This window comes from Desulfurococcaceae archaeon MEX13E-LK6-19, from assembly GCA_029637525.1.
GTDB lineage: Archaea > Thermoproteota > Thermoprotei_A > Sulfolobales > Desulfurococcaceae > MEX13ELK6-19.
The window spans coordinates 1,318,980-1,344,212 of sequence record CP072660.1; the positions used below are offsets into that span (position 1 = coordinate 1,318,980).

26 protein-coding genes are annotated in these 25,233 nt (G+C 42.1%); 19 read left to right on the forward strand and 7 right to left on the reverse strand.

All coding sequences use genetic code 11. From position 1 onward, the window contains the following. The first annotated feature begins 72 nt into the window (after positions 1-72). From J4526_06975 to J4526_07005, 7 genes are all read left to right on the forward strand, one after another. Positions 73-765 (forward strand): creatininase family protein, encoded by a 693-nt coding sequence (locus tag J4526_06975; GenBank protein ID WFO74810.1) that lies wholly within the window; start codon positions 73-75, stop codon positions 763-765. Positions 766-942: 177 nt separating this feature from the next. Then, positions 943-1,818 (forward strand): cation diffusion facilitator family transporter, encoded by an 876-nt coding sequence (locus tag J4526_06980; protein ID WFO74811.1) that lies wholly within the window; start codon positions 943-945, stop codon positions 1,816-1,818. A gap of 71 nt (positions 1,819-1,889) precedes the next feature. Then, a complete protein-coding gene (locus J4526_06985) occupies positions 1,890-3,773 on the forward strand; it encodes a hypothetical protein (GenBank protein WFO74812.1) in 1,884 nt (627 codons plus the stop codon). 62 nt (positions 3,774-3,835) lie between these two features. Continuing rightward, positions 3,836-4,642: a sodium:proton antiporter gene (locus J4526_06990; GenBank protein WFO74813.1), complete on the forward strand. Its 807-nt coding sequence runs from the start codon at positions 3,836-3,838 to the stop codon at positions 4,640-4,642. Beyond that, entirely contained in the window at positions 4,642-5,070 is a 429-nt protein-coding gene (locus tag J4526_06995; protein WFO74814.1) for an NADH-quinone oxidoreductase subunit K, read from the forward strand. Before J4526_06990 ends, J4526_06995 begins: the two co-directional genes overlap by 1 nt. A gap of 15 nt (positions 5,071-5,085) precedes the next feature. Continuing rightward, positions 5,086-6,693: a cation:proton antiporter gene (locus J4526_07000; protein ID WFO74815.1), complete on the forward strand. Its 1,608-nt coding sequence runs from the start codon at positions 5,086-5,088 to the stop codon at positions 6,691-6,693. A gap of 223 nt (positions 6,694-6,916) precedes the next feature. Next, on the forward strand, positions 6,917-7,768 hold the full coding sequence (locus tag J4526_07005; protein WFO74816.1) for a hypothetical protein: 852 nt from the start codon (positions 6,917-6,919) through the stop codon (positions 7,766-7,768). A 26-nt stretch (positions 7,769-7,794) separates the two neighbouring features. On the opposite strand, the gene J4526_07010 is transcribed toward J4526_07005, so the two are convergent. Further along, positions 7,795-9,693, reverse strand: coding sequence for a phosphoadenosine phosphosulfate reductase family protein (locus J4526_07010; GenBank protein ID WFO74817.1), 1,899 nt, complete (start codon positions 9,691-9,693; stop codon positions 7,795-7,797). A gap of 206 nt (positions 9,694-9,899) precedes the next feature. On the opposite strand from J4526_07010, the gene J4526_07015 reads away from it, so the two are divergent. Together J4526_07015 and J4526_07020 are read left to right on the forward strand one after the other, a co-directional pair. Next, positions 9,900-10,130 (forward strand): CopG family transcriptional regulator, encoded by a 231-nt coding sequence (locus J4526_07015; protein ID WFO74818.1) that lies wholly within the window; start codon positions 9,900-9,902, stop codon positions 10,128-10,130. Further along, positions 10,117-10,524 (forward strand): type II toxin-antitoxin system VapC family toxin, encoded by a 408-nt coding sequence (locus J4526_07020; protein WFO74819.1) that lies wholly within the window; start codon positions 10,117-10,119, stop codon positions 10,522-10,524. Before J4526_07015 ends, J4526_07020 begins: the two co-directional genes overlap by 14 nt. A gap of 202 nt (positions 10,525-10,726) precedes the next feature. On the opposite strand, the gene J4526_07025 is transcribed toward J4526_07020, so the two are convergent. After that, entirely contained in the window at positions 10,727-11,866 is a 1,140-nt protein-coding gene (locus tag J4526_07025) for a phosphoadenosine phosphosulfate reductase family protein (protein ID WFO74820.1), read from the reverse strand. 338 nt (positions 11,867-12,204) lie between these two features. Here J4526_07025 and J4526_07030 point away from each other — a divergent pair, with 338 nt between their 5' ends. The 3 genes from J4526_07030 (at position 12,205) to J4526_07040 (ending at position 14,110) form a co-directional block, all read left to right on the forward strand. Further along, on the forward strand, positions 12,205-12,543 hold the full coding sequence (locus J4526_07030; GenBank protein WFO74821.1) for a hypothetical protein: 339 nt from the start codon (positions 12,205-12,207) through the stop codon (positions 12,541-12,543). Between the two features lie 104 nt (positions 12,544-12,647). Next, positions 12,648-13,424, forward strand: coding sequence for a hypothetical protein (locus J4526_07035; protein WFO74822.1), 777 nt, complete (start codon positions 12,648-12,650; stop codon positions 13,422-13,424). After that, positions 13,421-14,110, forward strand: coding sequence for a hypothetical protein (locus tag J4526_07040; GenBank protein WFO74823.1), 690 nt, complete (start codon positions 13,421-13,423; stop codon positions 14,108-14,110). Before J4526_07035 ends, J4526_07040 begins: the two co-directional genes overlap by 4 nt. A 239-nt stretch (positions 14,111-14,349) precedes the next feature. On the opposite strand, the gene J4526_07045 is transcribed toward J4526_07040, so the two are convergent. Continuing rightward, complete coding sequence (locus J4526_07045) at positions 14,350-15,132, reverse strand: hypothetical protein (GenBank protein ID WFO74824.1); 783 nt, start codon at positions 15,130-15,132, stop codon at positions 14,350-14,352. Positions 15,133-15,353: 221 nt separating this feature from the next. Further along, complete coding sequence (locus J4526_07050; GenBank protein ID WFO74825.1) at positions 15,354-16,175, reverse strand: GNAT family N-acetyltransferase; 822 nt, start codon at positions 16,173-16,175, stop codon at positions 15,354-15,356. Positions 16,176-16,306: 131 nt separating this feature from the next. On the opposite strand from J4526_07050, the gene J4526_07055 reads away from it, so the two are divergent. Further along, positions 16,307-16,603 (forward strand): hypothetical protein, encoded by a 297-nt coding sequence (locus tag J4526_07055; GenBank protein WFO74826.1) that lies wholly within the window; start codon positions 16,307-16,309, stop codon positions 16,601-16,603. Between the two features lie 114 nt (positions 16,604-16,717). Next, entirely contained in the window at positions 16,718-17,650 is a 933-nt protein-coding gene (locus tag J4526_07060) for a GNAT family N-acetyltransferase (GenBank protein WFO74827.1), read from the forward strand. Between the two features lie 54 nt (positions 17,651-17,704). On the opposite strand, the gene J4526_07065 is transcribed toward J4526_07060, so the two are convergent. Continuing rightward, a complete protein-coding gene (locus tag J4526_07065; protein ID WFO74828.1) occupies positions 17,705-18,241 on the reverse strand; it encodes a hypothetical protein in 537 nt (178 codons plus the stop codon). Between the two features lie 153 nt (positions 18,242-18,394). On the opposite strand from J4526_07065, the gene J4526_07070 reads away from it, so the two are divergent. Both J4526_07070 and J4526_07075 read left to right on the forward strand, forming a co-directional pair. Then, a complete protein-coding gene (locus J4526_07070) occupies positions 18,395-19,915 on the forward strand; it encodes a carboxypeptidase M32 (protein ID WFO76371.1) in 1,521 nt (506 codons plus the stop codon). Between the two features lie 296 nt (positions 19,916-20,211). Further along, the gene (locus J4526_07075; protein WFO74829.1) at positions 20,212-20,571 is read left to right on the forward strand and encodes a hypothetical protein; all 360 of its coding nucleotides are present in this window, start codon (positions 20,212-20,214) and stop codon (positions 20,569-20,571) included. A 40-nt stretch (positions 20,572-20,611) separates the two neighbouring features. On the opposite strand, the gene J4526_07080 is transcribed toward J4526_07075, so the two are convergent. Further along, positions 20,612-21,601, reverse strand: a complete 990-nt coding sequence (locus tag J4526_07080) for a thiamine-monophosphate kinase (GenBank protein ID WFO74830.1) — start codon at positions 21,599-21,601, stop codon at positions 20,612-20,614. Between the two features lie 223 nt (positions 21,602-21,824). Between J4526_07080 and J4526_07085 the strand changes: the two genes are divergently transcribed. From J4526_07085 to J4526_07095, 3 genes are all read left to right on the forward strand, one after another. Beyond that, positions 21,825-22,544, forward strand: a complete 720-nt coding sequence (locus tag J4526_07085) for an ATP-binding cassette domain-containing protein (protein ID WFO74831.1) — start codon at positions 21,825-21,827, stop codon at positions 22,542-22,544. Positions 22,545-22,555: 11 nt separating this feature from the next. Then, a complete protein-coding gene (locus J4526_07090; protein WFO74832.1) occupies positions 22,556-23,647 on the forward strand; it encodes a SufD family Fe-S cluster assembly protein in 1,092 nt (363 codons plus the stop codon). 156 nt (positions 23,648-23,803) lie between these two features. Continuing rightward, positions 23,804-24,517, forward strand: coding sequence for a flavodoxin family protein (locus J4526_07095; GenBank protein WFO74833.1), 714 nt, complete (start codon positions 23,804-23,806; stop codon positions 24,515-24,517). On the opposite strand, the gene J4526_07100 is transcribed toward J4526_07095, so the two are convergent. Further along, the gene (locus tag J4526_07100) at positions 24,496-25,218 is read right to left on the reverse strand and encodes a DUF357 domain-containing protein (protein WFO74834.1); all 723 of its coding nucleotides are present in this window, start codon (positions 25,216-25,218) and stop codon (positions 24,496-24,498) included. The genes J4526_07095 and J4526_07100 overlap by 22 nt on opposite strands. Positions 25,219-25,233: the final 15 nt, after the last annotated feature.

Here is a 25,233-nt window from a genome sequence, read left to right on the forward strand (position 1 = left end):
ATTGTTACTCCATAGCTGGGGAATGAGAATTTACTAAGAAATACTATAGACAATTATATTGGGGTTTAAACTATGTACCCTCGTAGTCTTTCTTGGATTGAACTTAAGGAGTATATAGAAAGTGGTAGGGGTCCTTTGGTGCTTCCTATAGGTTCTGTTGAGGCCCATGGTGTTCATCTTCCTATAGATACGGATACCTTAATCGCAACATTCTTGGCCGATAAGCTTGCTGAAAGAAATAACTGGGTTTCGCTCCCACCTATAACCTATACCATAGCTGTCCCCGTAAGACCTGGAAACGTGCATATACCACCTGAAATCTTTAGAGACTACTTAAAGGCTGTTCTCGAACATTTTATATCATTTGGTCAAAGAATGTTCATCATAGTTATGGGACATGGAGGCCCTGATATGAAAAAATCTGTTGTCAATGCATGTAATTATCTTTGCAGAAAGTATGATGCAACAATAACGGTCTTCCATATATCACAGATTCTTAAAGATCTACATCTAGTCGATACATCCATAGATAAACATGCAGGTATGTGGGAAACAAGCATTATCATGGCCATAGACAGTAATCTCGTTAAGAATCTAGATCTCTATAGGAAATGCAGAGACCCCCGTAGGTATGGAGTTGCTGGAGATCCCTTAAAAGCCTCGCCTAACCAAGGATTAAAGCTCATTGAAGCTGTAGTAGGCTATATTGAAGATTTTATCAGGAACCCTGCATATAGTAAATGCTATTACAATTGGTTAAAATGATGCTTAAAGAATGAAGATTTTTACCGTACCTAAAATAAACGCCGGTAAAGATATTATTGAATTGGCTAGAACATGTGTAAGAACAGATCTGCTGGTAGGCTATTCTAATAGATGTAGATTAGCTGAACATGTTTCGGTGTAATGCTTTATATAGTTTCTATGTAGTGAGTCTAGTTAATGTGGTTTATACAGGGAAACAATAGTGATGGAGGAGGTTTCGTGGCGGGAGCAGGAACCAGGAAGACGCCGGTCATACAGATCATACTGGTGTTGGCGTTATCGCTCTTGGGAGGGATTGTGAAAGTACTTGGTGGAATACTCTATGGCTCCAAAGCACTCTTCGTTGATGCAATGACTTGTATAGCGAACTTCGTGGCCTTGGTGGCTACAATACACTACTATCGTATAAGCCTCATACCACCTGATGAAGACCATCACTTCGGGCATTCCAGACTAGGTTTCGGGGGAGCACTTGTATCCATTCTAGCTTATTCTTTTGTAGCAGGCGTGGTTATAGTGGATCTCTTGTTTACACGCGAATACACTGTATCGATACTAGCACCAGTATTCGCTGGACTAGGCTTCATACTATACCTGGGAGCAATACTTGTCGCGAAAAGGATAAGCTACTTCTTCGGACCCTACGCCATGTTCACGTACAGTGAATTAATCGAGAGCATTACCGTTATAGCGGCTTCTCTCGGCGGTGCACTATACTCTTTCTACATAGACTTCGCGGGCGCGATAATACTCACAGCATACATTTTCTACGAGGTATACGATGTTGCGAAAGACATGTTCTACTACCTAAGCGATATGGCTCCGCCACCAGGGCTACTAGAGGAGATCAAGAACATTATCGAGTCTAGGGGGTATAGTGTTGAGCGGCTACGTATGAGAACTATCCTAAAAGGGCTATACCATGGTGAAGCGATCATTGTAGTCCCCCGGGATATGAGTGCAAATGAAGTGGCTAGAATTATAGAGGAGATTGTTGAGAACGTGAAAAGGAAATACAATGTGGACTTGATTATATCAATAAAAACAAGGTGAAACACCTAAATAACCATTTTAGACAATATTATTTTGCTACAACACAATAGTCTAGGCGGGTAATTGTAGCTGTGCCAGGCATCTACACCGACATAGTGGAGTTTATATTGTTTCTATCGATAGCAACGATATTCATATCCCTAATTAGGAGAATCCATGTCTACGTGCCATTACTCATATCAATATACTTGTGTATAACAGGAGTTTTGTCCATAGACGCTATTATGAATAATGTCTCTACGGAACTACATATAGCTATAACGGATTCTCTTGGGAGAGGTATCATCATAAACTTCAATCTTAATCCATTGAATGCTGTCTTCCTGCTAGCTTTCACACTAATAGGTATACCAGTAGCATTCTATAGCCTAGAATACCTGGTACATCATCATAGACACGAGGATCCCAGGCATTACTGGCTCTACTTGAGTCTATCATACTTCTTCGTCTTGGTGTTCTTGCTGTCAGACAACTTCTTGGTCTTCTTGTTCTCACTCGATGCATTGATAATATTTCTTGGTCTCTTGATAGCTTTTGATCGAACATATGTGAAAGCTAGGGCGGCTGCTAGAATATACATTATAATGGGCTTGCTTGCAAGTGCTTTGATAATAATGTCCTTGTCGATCATATACTTTGAGGTGAATGCTTATAGTTTCAGTGAACTAAGGGGCATTATGAGGTATAGTACCGTAACAAGAACTGCATCACTTTTCCTAGCATTACTCCTGGGGATAACTGGTTTCTCCATAAAATCGGGTATAGTACCATTCCATTCTTGGCTTCCTCGTGCACACGCTGAAGCGCCAACACCTATCTCTGCTCTACTAAGCGGATTCATTGTTAGTACTGGTGTCTATGGGTTGCTTGTGCTCTTAACTAGCATAGGTGTTGTGTTTGATACAATAGTTTTGCTAACAATGGCTATTGGCATGATCTCGGTGATCTATGGTGCTATCATGGCTTTGGCGCAGGATGATATAAAGAGGCTTCTAGCGTATAGCACCATTAGCCATATGGGCTACTTGTTCATGATGACCTCAACCATGTATAGTAACATAGGCTCCGAAAACATGTACCATAAAGTACTTGGTGTAGTAATGCTTTCCTCAATACTATTGTATATGTTGAGTCACTCCGTGGCAAAAGCTACTTTGTTCCTCATAGCTGGCAACATAATATCGCATATAGGTACACGTGACCTCAATAAAATGGGTGGTTTAGCTAAAGAGATGAAGCTTGACTACATAGCTGTTGTCCTAGCCTCAATAGTAATGATAGGTCTCCCGCCGGCAATAGGGTTCCAAGCAAAGACTCTATACCACTTATCGATCCTGGGGATGGAGCCGGGGGCTCTTGTATTTGATGTCTCGATAGCAGTATTCTCCGCTGTAATAACTACGAGTTATCTACTGAAAATAATCTACAAAGGGTTTGTTAGAGAAGCTCCTCATACGGAGTACTATGGGATAATTACCAGACATAAAGAAAAAATCCCCGAACTAATGACTTACCCGCTCTACCTCCTCATAGGGACAACTATGTTCCTCGGCTTATGGACGGGGTTTACATTCTCCTTGATAAATAGTGTCTCGAGCCACGCTGGGGTCCTGAAAGAAATTATGCTGGAGCATCTTGTTGTAACACCTATACTAATATTATATCTCCCGCCCTGGGCCAACATGATATCTAATGTTTTAGCTGTTGTAGCAGCTATTGCTATAACCCCGTTGTCCATTATTGTTGGCTTTTGGTTCTGGACGCATATAGAGGTGATTAGCTACGAGTTTCACAAGATAGCTGATCTGGTTTACCACGCGTATTTCCTTAGGTATACAAGGAGGACACTATATGGTATAGTGGCTAAGCTGGAGGTCATAGAAGACAATTACTGGCTTACACTACTAGCCTCGCTAGCATTACTGCTGTTCATGTTAGTAATGCTTTTAAGGTGATTTTTCAGCTACTACACACAGAAGTCTCTTCTCTGCACAAGAAGGCTCTTTGATACAGTGTAATGGCTGATAGTATGTATGTAAAAAAGTGGATTCAAGTAATGGTATTGGTTGCGATCGTGGTCACGGTGTCTATAGTGCTTACAGTAAACAACATGACGCTTATCCCTGTATACAGTGACTTAAAGCCCTTGTCCAAATGGATTCTCTACTTCTCATATAATCCAGCATACCCATTATTCACGTCGCTAACACCAGCCATAGTTAATGCCGTCGTATGGGATTACAGAGGGGTTGACACGTTCTTCGAGACAAGCGTGTTGTTTGCAGCAGTAATAGGCTCTATAACAATATACTACGAGTACTTCTACGAGAAACCACGTAAGGGCAGGGGGTTGTCGCTTATCATCAGGACTATTGTTAAACTAACAATGTTTATAGCCATAGCACTAGGACTAGCCATAGCATTGAAGGGGCATATCACTCCAGCGGGAGGATTCCAGGGAGGAGCTGTTGCGGCAGCAATAGTATACGTTATGGCTATGGCTTACTCTCTATACTGGCTCTACATCCGCGGTATTACACAAACGAGAATGCTTGTACTGAGGACGAGCGGTCTCCTTGGAATAACTATGGTGGCATTGATGCCGGTGCTACTGGGTCTACTACTTGGCTCTAATGGCTATATTCTGCAAAACCAGCCTAAAGAGGACGCCCCCATAGGGTATAGCTATCCGATAGAAGACTATAGAGTATCTCTGACAATACTATTGTTCAACGTATTCGAGTTCTTGACTGTACTAGCAGCATTCACGTTGTTGTTAATGATCCTCTATACTGCTGGGAAGAAAGAGGTGATTATAGAGTAATGGATTCAACGCTATTGTTCATCAACATACTGGTTGTATCACTAGTGACAAACTTGTTTATAGCTCTCTATGGCCTCATATTCAAGCCTAATATGGTGAAGAAGATTATATCACTTACAATATTCAGTGATACAGCATCAATCACGGCAGTCCTAATAGGCTATAGGATAAAGGTAGTTCCATGGCCGCCTGTTTATCTCGAGCCCTCTAACCCCAACTACGTGTATGAGCTCCTGGAGAAAAGTGTTGACCCAGTACCACAAGCCCTGGTGATAACAGCTATCGTGATTAGTCTCAGCTTCATAATATTCTTGTCCGTGATAACGCTGAGGCTCTACGAGGTGTTTGGGTCGGTTAACCTGCATTTGGCGTTGAAGAGAGAGGCTATAGAGCATGTTGAGAGCGAGTACGAAGTCTATGAGGAGTAGGGCATGGTGTAGAGCATGGCTGTTGAAGTATCTATTGTTCTCGGTTTATCCTCGATAGCCCCAATGGCTTTTGCTTTCAGTCTCCCTCTCCTCGGCAAGATCGTTAAGAACAGGGTTATCGAAACCATATACTTCATAGTCGCGACTGGAATCGTATTTATACTCAACACGATTATTGCCTACAAGGTGTTTGTAGAAAACATAATCCTTGTCTACCCCTTTGGTGGATGGCCTCCTCCATTGGGTATAGCGTATATTGCTGATAAGCTGAGTGCATTACTGGGCTTCATTACTGCTTTAACGATATTTGTTGTCTCGCTATATATACAATGGTATAGTAGGCATATGGAGAACTACTTGATGCTCTATACCCTCGTGCTAATTCTTGAAGCAGGGTTCATGGGGTTCCTGTATACTAGTGATGTATTCAATATTTATGTGATGCTTGAAGTAATTGGTCTCTCGACATATCCTCTCGTCGCCTTCTATAGTCATAAGAGGAAAGCTCTTGTGGCAGCGGCTAGGTACGCTATCCTAGCGGCTACGATAACAGCACTGTACTTCTTCTCCACGGTACTTCTCTATGGTGTTGCCGGGACACTGAATATGGGTTGTCTTGCTCTTAAGGCGAGGAACATTACTATGGGATCTATAGGTGACCCGTTTTTCAATAACGAGGTTTATGGCCCAATGTTTTATTTCACGTTCTACCTAGCAATGGCTCTATGGACATCGTTCCTTATATCAGCGTTGTTTCCGAATCATTTCTGGCTACCTGATGCACACTCCGAGGCTCCATCGCCTATAAGTGCTATATTGTCTGGTCTCGCTGTGAATATGGGAGTATACTTCTTCATGAGGATCACGTATACTGTCTACAATGGTGGTGTTTTCGCCAGGGAACTGGTTAGCGTCCGTGATATAACTCTCCTACTGGCATCCATAGCGACATTCTATGGGGCGTTGATGATGGGGTTTGAAGACGATGTAAAGAGGATACTGGCCTACAGCACGGTCATGAATATAGGCTTCATATACATGGGTATAAGCCTTGGGACAATACTAGGAGTCACAGCTGGATTATACCACTTGATGAACCATGCTATTGGGAAAACACTAGCCTTCATAGCCATCGGTGTCTTCGTTAGGAGATATAGGACGAGAAACATCAGGGCTCTCGAGGGAGTTGGGCACGTCTACCCGCTCGCCATGTTTGCGTTGATAGCAGGGTTCTTGCATCTTATTGGTCTCCCGCCTTTCGGCGGGTTCTTCAGCAAAGTACTATTATTCCAAGCACTAGTTGAAGCAAACAATTATGCTGTAGCATCTGTTCTAATAGTTTCTACAGTTGCTTCATCATATGGTTACTTGAGGGTACTCGAGCATCTATGGCATATGCCTTTCCCATCAAAAATAATCAAGAAAGAAAGACTCTCTCTCAGCGTCAAGACTGTTATCCTTGTACTCATTTTATGGATAATAATGCTGGGTTTCCTACAGTCAACACTAGTAGACATTCTCAACGATACTAGCAGACAATTACTAAGAGACTACACTACATACATAACAGCACTCTACACACTCTACAAAAACATGATACCACCAGGTATTACACTACCATAGAGAAGGGTGTTGAGGAGAGGAAGCCCGGTATCATCCAGAGCCTATGCGGCTACGTCAACCGGGAGCGGGGGACCCAGTTAATTCTCTGATTAAGCCGGGTGTAATAATGCTTATCTTGCTATTGTAGAAACACTTACAACTAAATGGTTAATATCCTCTAAAGCAATAGTTTCAACACAAGACAGAGGAAACAATGTCTCGTAGGGAAGGTGTCTAGTAGGCATTGAAGGAGCCTAGTTTTATCACCTATAGAAACCCGTGGGAGCTAGCATTCGAGTGTAGTAAGGAGAGATGCGATATCGAAGAGATTACCCGGGTTCTGAGAAGAATATTCATGGAAAGCGATGTAAAGTCTAGAGAGTATTTATGGGCACTAGAGTTCATCAAGGCGTTCAAAGCTAATGCCAAAGAAGACAAGGTACTCGAGCTTGCATTGAAGATGTTCACGAGAGAAGTTAGAGGCAAGTTATTGAGGGACACGAGTCCAACAACAATAGTTTCTGTTCATGAAGAAAACTTCTACTTGTCAATGGGTCTCCTAACTATATGGGAGTATCTCGCCATAGTTGGAGTTCATGATAGTATAGGAGCCTATATATCAAGTCTAATTGATGAGCTGTGGGATGATATTGCTTTAAACTACAATAAAGTAAGGGATCTAGCTAAAGCAGTTATTGAAGGACCTCTATCTATGTTGCCGGAAAATATAGTCTTTAACGTAGTGAAAGAGATCATGGGGAAAAGCGATAAAGAGGATACATTATTGTTTAAGATAGAGCTACTTTACTCGTTAACAGAGTGGTATAACCCAAAGATACTGCTTTACGATGACAAACATAGGGAACTACTCATAAAATCTATGAAGAATATCTTGAAGAAGATCATTGAGCTAACCGGGAGGAATCCTGAGAAATCAATTTCCCTAATGAAGGAATTCATGGTTACTCTAGGAAGGATAGACAAGTTGTGTCTAACACAACTTATGGATACAAAACCGTGTGATACCATTAGAGAATCGATAGTCAGGGAAATGATGATGTTATTTACTGTAGCTAAAGAGAAAGGATACATCTAAGAAACATACTAGCAACGCTGAATCATTTAAGATTCTAGTTCAATGAGTTTCAATAAGTTCTTAGTAAAACTTGATGCAGACGGGCATACGTGTATACATTTTCTACAGCTATCACATTTATCTGGCTCTATTTCTCCTGGCTTGATTGCTCTTCTTGGACACGTTATCTGGCATAGGCCGCAGCCGTAGCATAGGCTGATCATGAAGATCATTGGCGCCACTTTCTTAATGATACTCTTTACCACCTTGGGGTTTCTTGTGCACACTTCTATTCTTCCATCATTATAGACTCTAGCCTTGTGTTCTCCAATACTAACTTCTACATAGTTGTCTTTCCTGGTTCCCTTTAACCCTGTGATCTTGAGGTATTTCACGTATTTGTCTAAGTCTACTCCACGTATATTGTGTAGATGTATTATCTTGCATAACTTGTTCTCTGTCGAGACTTCTATTGCTAGCGAAGCGTAGTGGGATACACTGGTTTCGATGATATCTCTTGCTTTGAGCCCTAGTTTTTTGACCAAGAATATTATCTCGCTGGGGTACCCGAATCTCCACCTCCATAAACCATAGTCTACCCATGGACGTGGCAGTCTCGTTTCTCTAGCATAGCGTGAGAGGTACCTGTACCATCTATCCCATAGGCTTCTATGTGTCTCTCTCACTGCATCTATTTCGGCGAGCCTGCTTGTCGGGCAGAGATAGCATCCTATTCTCTCATAGCCCATTTTATACAAGGGGTTCAGTGGGAGTCCACGGTACTCAATGTACATGAATACCTCTAGGCTAGTCCAGTTCTGTATAGGAGCGGCAATGTAGTCGAATGCTGTTGACCCACTTGGCGCTAGTCTCCCTGCTAGTGCTCTCGAGGTGCTCTCGTATCTCCTCTGACCAACAATACTGACAATCCTGTCGAACTTCTTCTTGAGTACGCGGGCTACGAAACTAAGCTTGATTACTTTGCAGCACCACCTATAGTCTCTCGCTGGGGGCCCGTAGACGCTTAATGCTCGCCAGAAAGTGTCTCCCGCCTCGATCCTAATGAGGTCGAGACCTAGCTTCTCGACAACCTTCTCCACGGTCTCTATGGTCTCGGGGAACTCTATCCCTGTGTCCAGGAAAACAGCTTTGTTGTAGCCTGCTAGAACAGCTGTATATGCTGCCGATGTGCTGTCCTTGCCTCCGCTGATGTTTATGAGTGGTGTTCCATACTTGTCTATAGTCTTGAGGAACTCGATTGCGTCTCTCTCAAGAGCATCCAAGTGCTCACTGTTGGCTTCCACCAGATCCCTTAGAGTCTTCCTCTCGGGTTCGAAGTAGAAGTCTCTAGAAAGTCTCCACACCTTGGCAACCCTGATCCTTCCGTCCCTCATGTTTTTACCTAGCCCGTAGACATCCTGGTTCCTAGAAGCTATAGGGATCCATTTCAAGTCGCTTGGCGGTTTTCCTCTATAGTCTCCTTGGCTGAGCACATCGTCTTCGTGGATAGTCTTCGTAGCAACTATGAAGGGGGCTAGCTCCTCGTCAGCAATAAGTTTCACTCCATAGTACATTGGCTTGAAAACCCATTTTCTAGAATAGATATCGTACTCACGGATCCCAATACTATACCCGGACACTATCACTTCATCCGAGGCATCAATAGACTGGACCTTGTTGAGCAGTACAAGAGGTTGTTTCCCGAAAACCCTGTCCGCAAGCTCTCTACCATAACTCTCCTCTACAGCCCTACGAGTAACCTCGACATCCTTCTCAAAAGCAGGCCTAATATCACCAGGGGGTACAAGCTTTATCCTAAAGAGCTCGCCATACCTCCTCCTATCATAACTGAAAACAGGTACTCCAAGGTCACGCGACCAATAAACCAGAGGGACTATGCTCCGGAAAAGCCTTGTAGCCTCAAGCCCCTTAAGTCTCCTACCCATACTATCCACTCCACAAAAACAAGTCCAACAACCCTAATAACACTTCCTCAAATCCTATAAAACACAAAGACACTTAGCGTAACATACGAAGAAATAAAGTGATATACTTGTTTGACTTAAGACTACTTCTCCTTCCTAGATAAGAAGCATTGGTTTACCCAACTGTTTATTAATTGGTTTACCTAAATGTATACCTTGGTGATTACATGAGTGTTGTTAGTTTTAAGGTAAAGAGGGAAATCAAGGAGAAGATGGAGAAGTATAAGGATAGAATCAACTGGGCTGAAGAGCTTAGAAGGTTTGTTGAAGAGAGAATTAGAGAGCTTGAAGCCGAGGAGAATATGAGGAGAGTTATTGAAGAGCTTGAGAAAATACCCGTACATGCTCCACAGGGTTTCTCGAAAACTTCTGTGAGGGAGGATCGTGATAGTAGTTGATGCATCCGCTCTTTCAGCATTTATACTCAAGGAACCAGGGTGGAGGGCTCTATCAAAATATCTCATAAACTCTGTGTCCGTAGACCATATTGTTAAGGAGGTTACTAACTCCATATGGAAGGCATGTGTGCTAAAGAAGATCATGAGTATTAATGAAGCATTAAAGCTTTACATGATTATGTCGTCTATGATAGGCGTGAATATAGTCCTTGAGCCCGAGGACAAGTATATAGAAAAAGCACTCAAAATAGCGCTAAACCATAAGATCACTGTCTACGATGCACTATATCTCGCTCTAGCCAAGGAAAAGAACTTGCCGTTGTTAACATTAGATGAAAAGCAAGCTCAAGTAGCTGAAAGATTGGGCATAGAGATAATACATTTTAAAACATAATAGAATCATGTAAAGAGACAAACCATAAAATATTGACTATGAAAAGATTCATATAATCGTATTGAAAAACACTTTTCTTCAATAAAATAAAACCCAATACAAACCTTAGTGGAACATAGAATAGGGGACTACACGAAAAATACTGCGTTAAGAGGAGTTTATCTTTTGGGAGAAGTATTATTAATATGATTGTTGTTGCTAGCTAATGTTGTTGCGGTTGTTTGATCTCGTTCTCTAGTTCAGTGATAATCTTTCGAACAAAGTCTTTGTCTACGCCCCTGGAGGCTTCTATGTGGCTTCTCGTGATTATTTCTTGTGCTCTAGATAAGGATAGGGTTTCTATTCTGCATTCTTCTATGATTCTTTTTCTTGCTTTGTAGATTGTTTTTGCTGTCTCTTTACTATATCTCCATAGCCCCATGTATGCGTAGTCTATAGGGTCTATTCCGTTGGCACCTATTTTCTTCATGTACTCTTCTACTGCTCTAACGTATTCGTTTACTGTCTCTACGCCTTGTGTCATGCTTTTTAGTAGTTGTAGTGTTATCTCTGCTGATGATGCGTATGGGCAGAAGGTACAGGAGGCTCTTGTAGCTACACTATAGACTGGGTTTAACAGGTTCTCTTTGACGACTATGTGTAGTACATCTGCTGTTGTCATGTAGAGTATAGGGTTTACCCTACGAGCGTTATGTGTTGGTGGAACAATGTGTTTGTGTCTATACCTCTTTATCCTAGACCCGGTCTCGTAGACTCTTAGCCCACTAGCTCTAAGCCCATAGGACTCCATATAGGGTTTCAGAACATGGTGTTTAAGCCTAGTACACCATCGATCTATTTTAGAAGGAAGTAGCCCCCTCACCAGCTTATGGAGTATCTTTTCTCTCGGGGCCTCAGCTATATCTGCGCTAAACCTCTTGATTAGCTTCTTAGACTCCTCCAAAAGAAGATCCTCGAGGACTGGTAGATACGAGAACACGGCTTTGTACGGTATACCAAGAGCTTCCAGGAGCAAGAGTACAACAGTAGAGTCTTTACCACCACTAAACAGCACGAGAACACCCTGGCTCCCAGCACGCTTCTTGATCTCCTCAAGCTCTCTCCTATGCCTATCAATATAGTCGTCTAGACCACTATACCTCCTATCATAGATCACAAGAGACTCCTTGAGACCGCGAATAAGCGAGGAGACTAGACGCTGATAATACACGGGATCAGTATTCTCACGAGCCCACTCAAGAAACTCCCTCCTACCAACAAGACCAACTCTACACCCAGGAAACGCGATCATAAAAGAATCAAGCCTAATAAAATACATGAAATCATGAACAGAAACAATCAACGCTTACACCAAACAACCCTCATACCATAAACCAAGGAAGAAAGCGTTGGAAGGGCAAGGGGCCACACCCCGTCCCATACACTCCCATACGGGAGCTACGGACGGGGCGCGGGAGCCCAGACACATTATATCTACACCCAGCTATTATTCATTCAACACAATGGTCTAATAGAGACACATCATCCTTATCCATGCGTCCTCATTGATGCTCCTCCATGATATGTTTTCTTAAGCTCAGTAAAACCCTTTACCTCAACCTTCAATGGAAAACCGGTTATGAAACCATAGATGGTATTTATACCGAAGTCGATAAATAAGGATCTATGAGGGTTAATGCAATGCCTGTCTATCTTGTAGAAATGTGGATCCCTAAGGATGGGATGGAGAAACAGTGTTTAGAGCTTAGCCGGAAGATCCTCGAGTATGTTAGGAGTCATAGAGATGAGTTTAAGGAGATGAAGTCTCTTAGACTGTTCAGAGTATTCATAGGTGGTAAGCCTTATTTCATTACTGTTCAGGAGTACGAAGATCTTAAGTCTATGGAGGAACTAGACAAGAAGATCATGGAGAATCAAGAGTATGTAAGGCTGATCATGGAGTGGAAGAAATGTATAGATGAAACACAGACGCAGGGGCTACTACTCTTCGATGTACTGAGAGAGCTTTGGCTAGAATAAGTATTCCAGCGGATACCTGTGTTGCCTCCCATTAGTATCTGCATGTTTTACTAGAGATAATGTTAAGTAGTGGTTGATGTTAAGTAGTTCTCGGGGTTTAGTTCTTGGGCTATGAGTACTCTACGGGACTCAATAGTCTCACTATTTTCTGTGCTGTTGTATCAATTATCGTCTTCGTGTTTTTCGAGATATATTATGTCCCTCTCTTCACTGGGGAAGAACATAATGCGTTTGAGGTACTGGGATCTAGAGCTCAGTCTTCTCAGAGAGTATTTGTTGAGAAAGCAGATATCGTCTATAGAGATTCCATTATTGAGCTGAAGATAGTGGTTGCATTTGAGAACATCCCGGTATGGTATTTAGAGAGTGAGGAATGTGATGTTGTAATCGGGATAAAGGTGTTCATTAATGGTACTAGTGTTGAAAAGTATTATGCACCACATGTAGGCTTCTCCTATGATAGAACTACCGGCAAGGGCCGTCTATTCTATACGTACCCTCTAAGTTATACTCCCTTTGTGAAAGGACTCAGGAACACATACAATATCACGGTGTTTCTTAATACAACGGCGGGTTTGTTCAAGTACTCTGTAATAAAGACTCTTGTCCTCGAGCCACCAGTGGTTAAGAAGACTAATAGCACATTCCAGATTGTCAACAACCTGCCTTTCCCGGTGGAAGTAGAGTATAATGTCACGCTAGTATCTAATGAGACAGTGGTTGGGGTACTCAATGAGACTACTAGGATTTACCCTGGCAGGACATGGACTTATACGCCATATTATACAGGGCTCATAGACAAAAATATTGTTAGGATCAGGATTGTTTGCGAGAAAATAAACTATGTCCAAGAACAAACAATAGTGGTGAGTAGGCAGTGAGAGTCATCGAGAAACCAGTAGTTGAAGCCATAGCATTGATTCTCTTGGTGGCGGCGATCTATCTAGTCTATCAGGTTTGTACATCGGATATTATTATCTACAGGGGGTTCTTCAACGGGTACTCAAATTTAGAGAAGACGCATATCGAGGTCAAGGGGTTTAAAGCTCTGCCAGTAAACTACTTGTCAGCAAGTTCCCCTATTGTACCCGTTGACACTAGTAGTGAAGACTACTACACTATTATAGATGCTAGCGTATCGAATATCAGAAGCAAAGCTCTACCAGCACTCTACGTGGTTATTATATTGACAGCACTCTACACGATATTCCTGTTAATGATGTTTAAAGGAGTTTATGTTACTAGAACAGCCAATATAATCCTGATGCTTGCATCAATAATGCTACTGACAATAGCGATACCCGTTCACCATATACATAGCTACTTGGTGGTAAGAAACACGATATACTGTGGCAGCATCCAGCAGTTCTTCGGAAGCGATGAGGGGGTTCTAGAGCCTATTATAGTTTATAGCAACGACACCACAACATACTGTACTATAATACCGCCCGAGAGATCATATGCAGCCATAATATTAGCGCTGACATCGATAGTAATGATAGTGTGTGTAAGCATGTATTATGTAAGGTCTAGGAAATCCGAGGAACCAAAGATGTATCCAACATGACACTCCATGGGAGGCTTCTATAAACAAGTTATAGCAGACTTCATAGACTATAGTCTTGAAGCAAACATGGCCTTCGCAAACAGGCCAGCAGTATACATACCAGGTAAAAGCGGAGTAGCATAGAACAACATGTACTCATTACTCAGAATGGCTATGGAATCCCAACTAAATTTCACATAAAATTCCTGGGCACTAGTTAGAAATACCTATTTGATCGAGGAACATTTTCGCAATACGCTTTATGTAGTATCTGCTCTCTGCAGCCTCGTAATTACTTCAAGAGCCCCTTTTGCCAGTTCTTGATATATTCTATCAACTTTCCTACTTAGCTCTGTTTCAAATCCACAGTCTTTTCCTAGAACAACATTATCGCTTACAGCAAGTAGAACTAGTGACGGTATACCAGCAAGGTAGCTTAGAGTATAGAGAGTTGATGTCTCTCCATCCACGCATAAAGCTCTATGTCTTCTCCATGCCTCAATACGTTCTGGTGTTTCAGCAAGCATTGCTGAAGTTGTTACTGTTACTCCTAGCCATAGATTTGACCCTAGTTTTTCAATACGGGGCTTAATATTCTCCATAGCCATAGCCACAAGCCTGGGATCACCTATAGCAGGGAAGCATGGATCAACATAGTGTGTCGAGGTATCCTCGTCTCGTATAGTCGCTACTGGGATAACAGCATCTCCTATCTCTATGTCCTCTTGGAGAGCGCCACACCACCCTACCCCTATCAATGCTCTAGCATTCTTCATATGAGCTAGTGCTACAACCCATTCAGTATAAGACGGTCCACCACCCATAGCTACAACAGAAACTTTTGCCTCCTTATAGTACCCAGTGTACGTCTTTATTGTCCTAGCATAACCAGATACATCACGGGGATCCTCAAGCAGTTGGGGAAGAACATCAAATCCTCCGCCAAGACCAACAACAATATAGTCTCCTAATAAGCTCAGATCACCGTTACGAACCATCAATTTTCTAACAGAGTCCAGGAGATATCTCGGGCAACGGAACAAGATATCACCACTTCAAAATAGAAGCTCTACATGAATAAAAGACTATTGCGATTACAATCTATCGAACAACATATACATTTTTCTTCACAGAAGTATCCTATGTATTGAGCAACTTTACCACATAATTCTTCACCACTCATAGTAATAGCTAAGGCTGATATCGGGGAAGCATTGAAAATATGTTATATAAAGGTAGAAACTAAGTTAAGTTCTATCAATGTTTATCCTTTTGCGTAATTTAGAATTCCATATATTTTGCTTGTGTCTTCATTGTATTTAGGCCCTAGTCTCATTCTGGTGCAGTATACTAGCGGTTTTGCTCCCACTTTATTCATGAGCTCTACCGCCTTGGTGTTGGCTTCGGGGATAGTTATCTTTGTTACACCCAGTCTTATGCTCTCCAGTATTAATGTACAAGCTGTATCCTCGTTGTTTGCTATCACGGGCCCGATCCTGGTCTTCTGGACCATGGCGTAGCCTTGATCCCTGATGACTAGTAGTTTTGCCCCTCTCTTAAGCCAGGCCCTGAGTACACGTACTCTATCCCCACCAAAAACCATGCGATCCGTTTCAGCGACGAAATCGGGGATATTGTCTAGAACCTCTACTTCATCTTTACTAGGACATAAGCTGGTATCAATGTTTGAGAGATCGTAGGTTATAGTCTTGTACTCTTCGATAAAACCCAGCTTCTTATAGAGCCTGTACCCTGCCTTAGTTGAGTCAAGCCTAATGGTCTCGATACCCCGTGTTTTGAGTTCCCGGAGTATTCTCTCCATGATCCTAGTGCCAATACCTCTACGTTGATACTCCGGAACAACACATACACCACCAACCCAAGCAAAAGAACCGTAGATAAAGAAGCATCCCGTGCCAACAACTCTGTTATCCAGGCAAGCAACAAAACAACCATCAGGCTGGACTTCAAGACAAACCTCAAACACCATTTTAACGAGCGAGATATCACCCTTAAACCCGAATGCTCTCGCATAAACACTAGCCATAGCATCAAGATCATTATACGTGGCATTACGGATAATCATAATGAGACACCAGAAAGTGTTTACTTAGTAAATACTTTTCATCGTATTCGCTTAAACATGTTATTTAGCTATCATGCTACATGGGTTTGAGGGAACAGAATATGTAGTTTGGTTTACCTGGTTTAACTAGGTTGCCTAGTATGGACTTGTTCAACCAGTTGAAAAGAACTAGGCTAGTGGCGATCAAGAATTTTGATGAAGAGCTCTATATGCTTGTTAAGACTTATGCTTCTCTTGAAGGAAGAACAATTGCATCTATTTTGAGGAGGCTATTAGCTCAGGGTTTCCAAGGTATTGATCGAAGTCAATGGTTCAAGCATTCTTTGTACAGCGTATACAATACTAGGGGTAAGGAGAGCTCTTATTTTGAAGAGAAGTTCTCAAGAAGACTGGTCTACTATATAGGCCTCCCAATGAGCTCAAAGTAGGGTTTGGAGAATCTACCTGAAAATCTAGGGAAACATATATACTACGCGGGATAGCTATACTGTATCTTTTAGAAATACCTAGTATTTGAAATACATGTTATTAGGTGTTTGCTAATGTTATATATTAGGATGGCTTCTCTTGATGATGTTAAGGGTATTGTTGAGGTTCATTGTTCTGGTGTTGATAAGTGGTATAAATGGGTTGATGGAAGGAGAATTGAGGCTAGTTACGACGAGCTCAGCGTCTTGGATCGCTGGGGTCACGGCGGCCCATGGATGAGTATCGAGACATGCGCTATCCATATCAACTACGTGCTTGTCCACAACCAGTATCCTCTCGTGGCTCTACTTGACGGCAAGATTGTTGGTGAACTAGAGCTCTATATCGGTAAGGAGAAAGGAGTTCTCGGCAAAACAGCTTTCATCGATATACTCGAGGTCCATAGGGACTATAGGCGTAGAGGTATCGGTAGATCCCTTGTCAACAAAGCAATAGAGATCGCGAAAGAACGCAACTGTGATACCGTTAGTGTTTGGCCCGCTAAAGAAGCTGTGGGTTTCTACAAGAAATGCGGGTTCAACACCATTGCATACAATATAGTTAATGCAGAACTAGACATAGAAAACATTAAACCACATAGCGTATCATATGATGTCAAGGAGTTTCCAAGCAACTATAATGTACTAGAGGATACATGGTTTATATCACCACGCATAGAGTCATCTTTCACTGCATGGATTAAAAGCAGATGGAAATACGCTGTAGAAGAAGAGGTAGTAAAAACCATAGAAGGCTACATACCAGGACTACAGACAGCCTTTATCATTGAGAGCCTTTGGATGAATAAGGATACAGCTAGTCTATACCTTTGGATCAAAGACGTAGCCAGTTTACCTGAGGCTATAGATACAATGCTCGAGATCGCTAGAAACGCTGGGTTCAAGAAGCTACGCCTGATAATAGACAAAAACATATATGAAAGGTATGTCAAAAACTATCAGCATAAAATTATTGAACAGGAGATTGTTCTCTCAATAAAACTATAGTTACGTACTCTTACGGTGTTAAAAACAATACATCTTCGTTGGGATTATTTTGTTTTAGATTTCGGATAATAATTCCCTCAAATGTTCTATGTAGAGATCATCATTATAGAAGTCGTCTCCTACGGTGGTAACGAAGTTTGCTCTATCCCAGAAATCACTATACACTGTTTCAAGAGCTTCCCTGAATTCTTCGTCTGTCAAATACTTTGTCCTAATCTTCTCGAAACCATGGATTTTAAGTAATCGTGCAGTTTCATTTAACAACCTAACAATATCATGTATTTTGTTCTCCTTACCTAGAAGACTAAGATATTCACCATAGTACTCAAGATATTCTAGGTCAGCAGCTAGTTTGTCTACAGATGCATTAAACAACGTTTCATTACCTTCTTTTAGAGACTTAATAATATCTGCCAAGTCATCCCTTATCGGGACAAGACTCGCTCTAGCCAACGATTTTATGAAGCCATTCCTGCTAAACTCCTTGACCATAAGTTGATGGGTTACGTATACGGAGAAACCTATGGATAATATGAATAGAAGAACTATGGCAAGTACCTTCATACGATTTCTCTTACTGTTTTCACTCAAGTACACTATCCCACCCTTAGAGATTGAGTAATAGCAAATACTTCTTAGTTGTTTCTGAACTATACTAGTTTTTCTCTGTTTTCACTATAGGTGTTTTATTTTTGATTCGGTCTTAGACAAGTTTTTATTGCTGGGTAATGAATTTTGTTTTTCATGGGAGGTGTTGTGGGCTTGTTTTCTAGGAAGAAGATTATCAAGGAGATCCTGGATTACTATAGGAAGATCTGGGCTATTGGGCATGCTTTAAATCTTCTCCACTGGGACACAGAGACCTATATGCCTGAGAAAGGTGTTGTTGAGAGGAGTAGTGCTGTTGCCGAGCTTAGCGTTCTTGCCCAGAAGCTTATCACTGATGAGAAGTTTGTCAAGCTTGTTGAGAAGGCGGCCGAGCTCAAGGATCTTAATGATTATGAGAAGGGGTTGATTCGTGTCCTAGAGAGGACTATTAGGGTTGCAAAGAAGCTCCCGCCTAGACACGTCCACGAGTTCGCTAAGGTTACGCAGGAAGCTGTTGTCGTGTGGAGGAATGCTAAGAAGGCCAACAACTATGATTTATTCAAGCCTTATCTCAAGAAGATCATTGAGTTAAATAGAGAGAAAGCAGAGTACCTAGGGTACAAAGAGCACCCTTATGATGCACTCCTGGATCTCTACGAGGAGGGTATGACTACACGCGAGGTAGAGGAGGTTTTCCGTGTACTCGAGCCCGGTGTTAAGAAGATCCTGGAGCGTGTTCTCGAGGAGAAAACGTATCCCCAAACACACCCGCTTGAGGAAGTAGAGTATAACATCAGGGCTATGAAGCGTGTCAACGAGAGAGTCCTCAGGATACTCGGCTACCCATTCAACAGGGCTAGACTAGACGAGTCAGCACATCCCTTCACTATACACATGGGGATATTCGATGTAAGGATAACGACTAGGTATGAGGGCAAGGACTTCAAGAGGAGCCTCCTTGGGACAGTCCATGAATTCGGTCATGCTCTATATCAGCTACAGATCGATAAAAGGTTCTCCATGACACCACTAACAGAGATCACCTCACTAGGTCTCCACGAGAGCCAGTCCAGGTTCTGGGAAAACATTATCGGTAGAAGTATGGGCTTCGTCGAAACAATATACCCCATATTAGCCAAGAGCCTCAGGTTCATAAAGAACTATAGCCCCAATGACATCTACCTATACTTCAACACCGTCAAGCCCAGCCTCATTAGAACCGAAGCAGACGAAGTAACCTACAACCTCCACATAATCCTCAGGTTCAAACTCGAGAAACTAATGATAACAGGGGAAGTAAAAGCTGATGAACTCCCAGAACTATGGAACCAAGAAATGGAGAGACTCCTAGGGATAAAGCCCAAGACCTACAGCGAAGGCGTTCTCCAGGATATACACTGGAGCATGGGAAGCATAGGCTACTTCCCAACATACTCTCTAGGCACAATACTCGCGGCACAAATAAAGTACCATGCCGAGAAACAACTAGGCAACATAGACGAGATCGCTAGAGAAAGAAGATTCAAGCAAGTAAGAGAATACTTGAGAGAGAAAATACACCGTTGGGGCTCAGTGTATCCACCGAAAGAACTGCTTCAGAGAAGCTTTGGCGAGACAATAAACCCCGAGTACTTCATAAAATACCTAGAAGAAAAATATCTTCAAAAACAGTTTTAAGCAATAATACATTTCTTTTATTAGACCATCAATACTGCCATAAAGTCCTTATTGGTGTTGGCTATATATAGCTATTATGATTTAATATATAATTGAAGCGATGAAGAGCGAACCCGTGTCAGAGCGTTACTTAACGCGATGAAGAGGGTCGGCGAAGCAGAGCAACATTTTTGTAAGAAAACAGGATTCTAGTTAGCTTATGATTTTGAGAAAGATGTTCTTCTTTATACACTATAATTTTTATTTTAGGGTTATGATGTTATGATATTGAGCTTAGAGTAATTGGGTGCTTTAGGGTGGTTACTGGGTATTGTGTTGTTATACTAGGTCTTATTAGCTGGGTTGCTATTATCTGGTGTCTACTGTACGTGGTTAAGAAGAAGTATTTTGTCATTGACTACAGTAGGTGTACATCATGTAGTTTTAGAAGTGTATGTTCTAGACTTAAATTAAACAAGATATTCCCTCCGACCAGGAGAGCAAAACCTATACCATGGGGTATGAGATTACTGATAGCTTTAATACCTGTTGTAGGCTATTTTGTTATAATCTACCTGGTATCTATAGTAAATAATGAGCCAATAAATCTCTACTCGATGGTTCTCGGAGCAACGGTAGCAACAGCATTTTCATTGGTCATAGCTGGAGAACTATAGGGAATACTGTACTTGGCTACTGCCATTATCTTATTGATGGCTAGCTAAGTATGGTCCATCCTTTGAATTGATCCCATCTGCGTGGTTTTAGCTCTCCATAACCTTCTATAGTGATTTGTTTGTCTTCAATTACTTCTCCTATTATCTTGAATGGTATATCGTAGTTTGTTAGTTCCCTAGTTATTTTGTCTAGGTATTTTTTGTCTACGACAAGTACTACACCGTATTCTTCTCCGCCGAAGAGTATGCGCTCCCAAATGCATTTATCATTGTTTTTACAGTAGTCGTCGAGTTCCTTTGGGTATAGGGGTTTCTCTTTGATATGTATTCCTACTCCTGATGCCTTGGCTATAGTGTGTATAGTATATGCAAGCCCGTCGCTTACATCCATTGTTGCATGGAAAGCTTTTGCATACCCTTGTATAATGCCTGCTGTCCTTACTTCGGTTATAGGTCTCTTCGTCTTCTCTACAACCCATTTGATATCCCTAGCTTTCTCGATACCATCCAGTGCAACAACTCCCATCGCGCCGTAGTTGTCTCCAGTCACGATAACAGCGTCCCCGGGCTTGGCGTTGTTTCTCGGGGGAGGATATGCTGTTGATGTGAAGCCTATTGCTGCTACAGTGATCCATGGGTCTTTCGAGGAGTTCGTGTCTCCTCCAAGGAACCTGACACCATAGTAACTACAGGCTTCACGAATACCCTTCATTAGGCTCATGATTTCTTCTATGCTCCACTCACGGGGGATCCCTATGCTAGCCATTACACCTTCGGGCCAGCCAGCTTTCGATACTATATCGCTTACGGTACCAGTTACCGCAGCCCATCCTATGTCCTCCAGTGTTCTCCATGGAAGCAAGGCTGATTCGATGCTATAGCCATCGATGCTAAAGAGGATCCTGGGTCCCTTCACAGTAATATCTCTCGCGTCATCGCCTTCAGGGAGTCTTTCTCCGTGAACCGGTTTATCGAGAAGCTTCACGATCATTCTAACTATCTCTTCTTCACCAACATCCCTTGCATACATAGTGAACCCCGTTGTATGGTTCGAGTACACGTAAGGTAATCGGGCTAGTGTAGTATCATAAAACTCCTCCTTAAAACATGTAGTGTCCCGGAGAATACGGGTTTAGGTAGGGATAAATTGTTGCTCGGAGATTAGTGTTCCCGCTGAGTGTAGCAGATAACCTGGATTAAGTGGGATAGATATAAAGTACTCCATATAGATTCACAATAGAGAGGTGGGCTAGGTGCCAGTACTGGCGCTAGAGAACGTGAGCATCACGGTCAATGACTCCAGCAACATTATAGTAAAGAATGTCAGCCTTGATATTGAGCGTGGTGAAATAGCTGTTCTCCTTGGTCCAAATGGTAGTGGTAAGTCAACACTCTTGTATGGAATAATTGGTTTACCTAGATACAAGATTGTGACAGGGAAAATACTGTTCAATGGAGAGGATATAACTGGGAAGCCTGTATGGGAGCGTGCCAGAGCAGGCATATCGTTGTTGTTCCAGAGCCCGCCTAGGATCAGGGTTAAGCTCGGGTATTTGGCTAAGAAGATAGCGTCCATGTATACGAGTCTTGAAGAAGTAAATACGCTTGTTAAAGAACTCAATGTAGAGTACCTGCTTGACAGAGATCTATACGATGGTTTTAGCGGCGGTGAAGTAAAGAGAACAGAGCTCTTCCTAACTATTCTACAGAAACCACGAGTAGCACTACTCGATGAGCCTGATAGTGGTGTCGATATTGATAGTATCAAGAGGATAGCATCGTATATCGATAAACTAGCTGACCAAGGCTCAGCTGTTCTCTTGGTTACACACCTAGGGTATATTCTCCGCTACCTCGATAATCTTGGGAAAGGCTACATACTCATTAATGGGAGGATTGTCTATAGTGGTGATGCACACGACGTTATTAGGAAACTCCATCTCCACGGCTACAAGAGCTTCATGAAGGAGTAATGGTGGTGTAGATGACGGTTGAAGTAAGTATTGAGAAGATACTTAAGGAGGCTTTGTCTAAGGTAACACAGCTCGGATTCGAGGTTACTAAGCAGGGCTCTATTGTCCTCAACGAGTCACTTGTTTATCACACGTTGTCTAAAGCATTAATGGAGTATGGTGTTATATATACTAGCATACGTGATGCAATAAAGAATTACCCCGATCTAATAGAGAAGTATGGGTTCAAGAAAATAAAAATAGATCCCAAGAACATTGATGACGGAGTGTTTCTTTATGTTCCAAAGAATACTAGGCTAGTCGACCCGATATACACGTGTTTCGTTCTCGGACGTAGAGGTGTTAGACAGAGAGTATACAACCTAACGATAATTGATGATGGTGGTGAAGCCGTTGCAGCCACTGGATGTTTGTCCCTCGTCGAAGAAGGCTATCACACGAGTTTCACTGAGGTATATGTTGGGAGGAATGCTAAACTCTACAAGATTATGATACATAACTGGACGCCTTCAGTAGCAGTATCTACGGTCAAAAAGATTACTCTAATGGATAACGCTGTATACTATGATTACTACGTGAATTATACACAGCTCAAGAAAATAAGTTTCATAACAGAAATATATCACGAAGGCAGCAACTCTGTTTCGAGAAGCGACACCATAGTTGTTGGTAAAGGAGAAAGCAACCTAGGATACACAACGACAGCATATCTTCTCGCAGCCGATGCCAGTGCCGAAATAATATCAAGACTCCTCGGCATGGATAAGAGCAGTATAGAATCCAGGGCAACAATTGTAGCCGAAGTACCGGGTACAAGAGGTCATGTTGAATGTCATGGTCTACTGCTTAGCGACAATGCTACAATAGCAACAATACCCGTCTTGAAGAGTAGTACAAGCAATACAAACTTGACACATGAGGCAAGCATAGGGAGGATCTCTCAGGACGAACTAGAGTACCTTATGGCTAGAGGTTTTACTGAGGATGAAGCGATATCTATCATCATAAGAGGGTTCCTTGAGCTCGGGATAGAGAAGATACCGCCGAAACTCAGACCAATGGTAACAAGTGTACTCGATAGACTATCGGCGAAATCAATGTAACGCCAATACTGTTTCCTCCTACGCTTGTATTCCATGATAATAGTTTCTTTGATACTGTTTATCTTGTAGAAAGTGGAATAAACGTACATGCGAAACATATTTTTGCGGGAAAAATACTGCAAAACCAAAGGAAAAAGCATGGGGGTGTGGAATGCAATGAAGCCCAAGATACTGTTGATAAATGGTTCACCACGTAAATATGGTGCCGTATACAAGCTCTTGAAAATAGCTGAGAAAGGCGTTATTGATGCTGGTGGTGAGCCGAGAATTATTCATCTCTACGATTACAATATCAAGCCTTGTATAGGCTGTGTATCTGATGAGCACTTGGTCTGCAGGTTCCCATGCATTATTAAGGACGATGACTTCAATAAGATCGGTGACATGGTTCTGGAGAGCGACGGCATAATATTTGGTACACCAATATACTGGTACTCTGTATCAGGAGTGTTGAAGAACTTTATTGATAGGCTTACGAGTATGGAGAACATGATTTTTCACACGGGTAGAAGCCTTCTTGAAGGAAAAGTCGCTGGGTTCATAGCAACAGGTAATGATAGTGGTTCAATACACGTGTTAGCCTATATGATGGTGACAATGAATAGCATGGGTGTCCACATACCGGCATGGGCTATAGCATACCACCACACAGCTGATGATGTTCTGGAAGATGAGCAAGCCATTAGAGACTCCTACAACATAGGCTATAATGTAACCAAAGCTGCTGAGACGCTGAAAAACGTGGGCCCATGGTATAGAGCGAATATAGATCTCAATAAACTAGCTGAGATAGCGAGGGAAAGCGCTGAGAAAGAGAAAGCATCACAGTACCCGATTAGAGAGAAGTTCTATCGTGAATCACTTGGGTGACAATACTTTTCCTTGATCTTCTCTATAATCCTTGATGTACTATACAGTTTTCCATCAACTCTATGAGGCAGTCTCTCGATCCTAATGTCCTTTAATCCCCGCTTCCTCAATTCCTCCAAAAGCTCGTTTTCCCGAGGCCATTGATCGGGTCCGAGCAGTATTATATCAGGCTTTATATCCTCTACAGGCTTTAAATAATCGTTCTCGTCGCCGAGAACAGCCTTGTAGACGTACTTGATGTTCTTTACAACCTCTAGCCTCTGTTCCTCGGGTACTATGGGTTCTCGTTTCTTAAACTTCTCGATACTCTTGTCCCGTGCCACAACAACGTATACTCTGCCCTTCTTCCATGCCTCCCTCAAATAGTATATGTGACCGGGGTGAATTATCTCGAAACTCCCGGCGACAAGTACTTTTGGTCTAGCAAGAAGCTTGCCTAGAGATTCCCATTCGATCTCTTCAAAACTAAGGTATCTCAGAGAATCAATAAGTCCTTCGGCATAAGCTATACAAGCAAGTGCTGTAAACAAGTCTTTCTTTTCCTCAAGATAATATTCTGCATCCTTCATATAAAGCTCGGCAGCTTCAACAAGCTTAGGGTATTTTTTATCAATATCCTTGCTCCTGAGGCTATTGATAACCAGCTTGACGTTCTCTATATAGGCTCTCACTCTATCCTCGCTAGGAACCGAGTTGTACAACTCTCTGCACCTCTA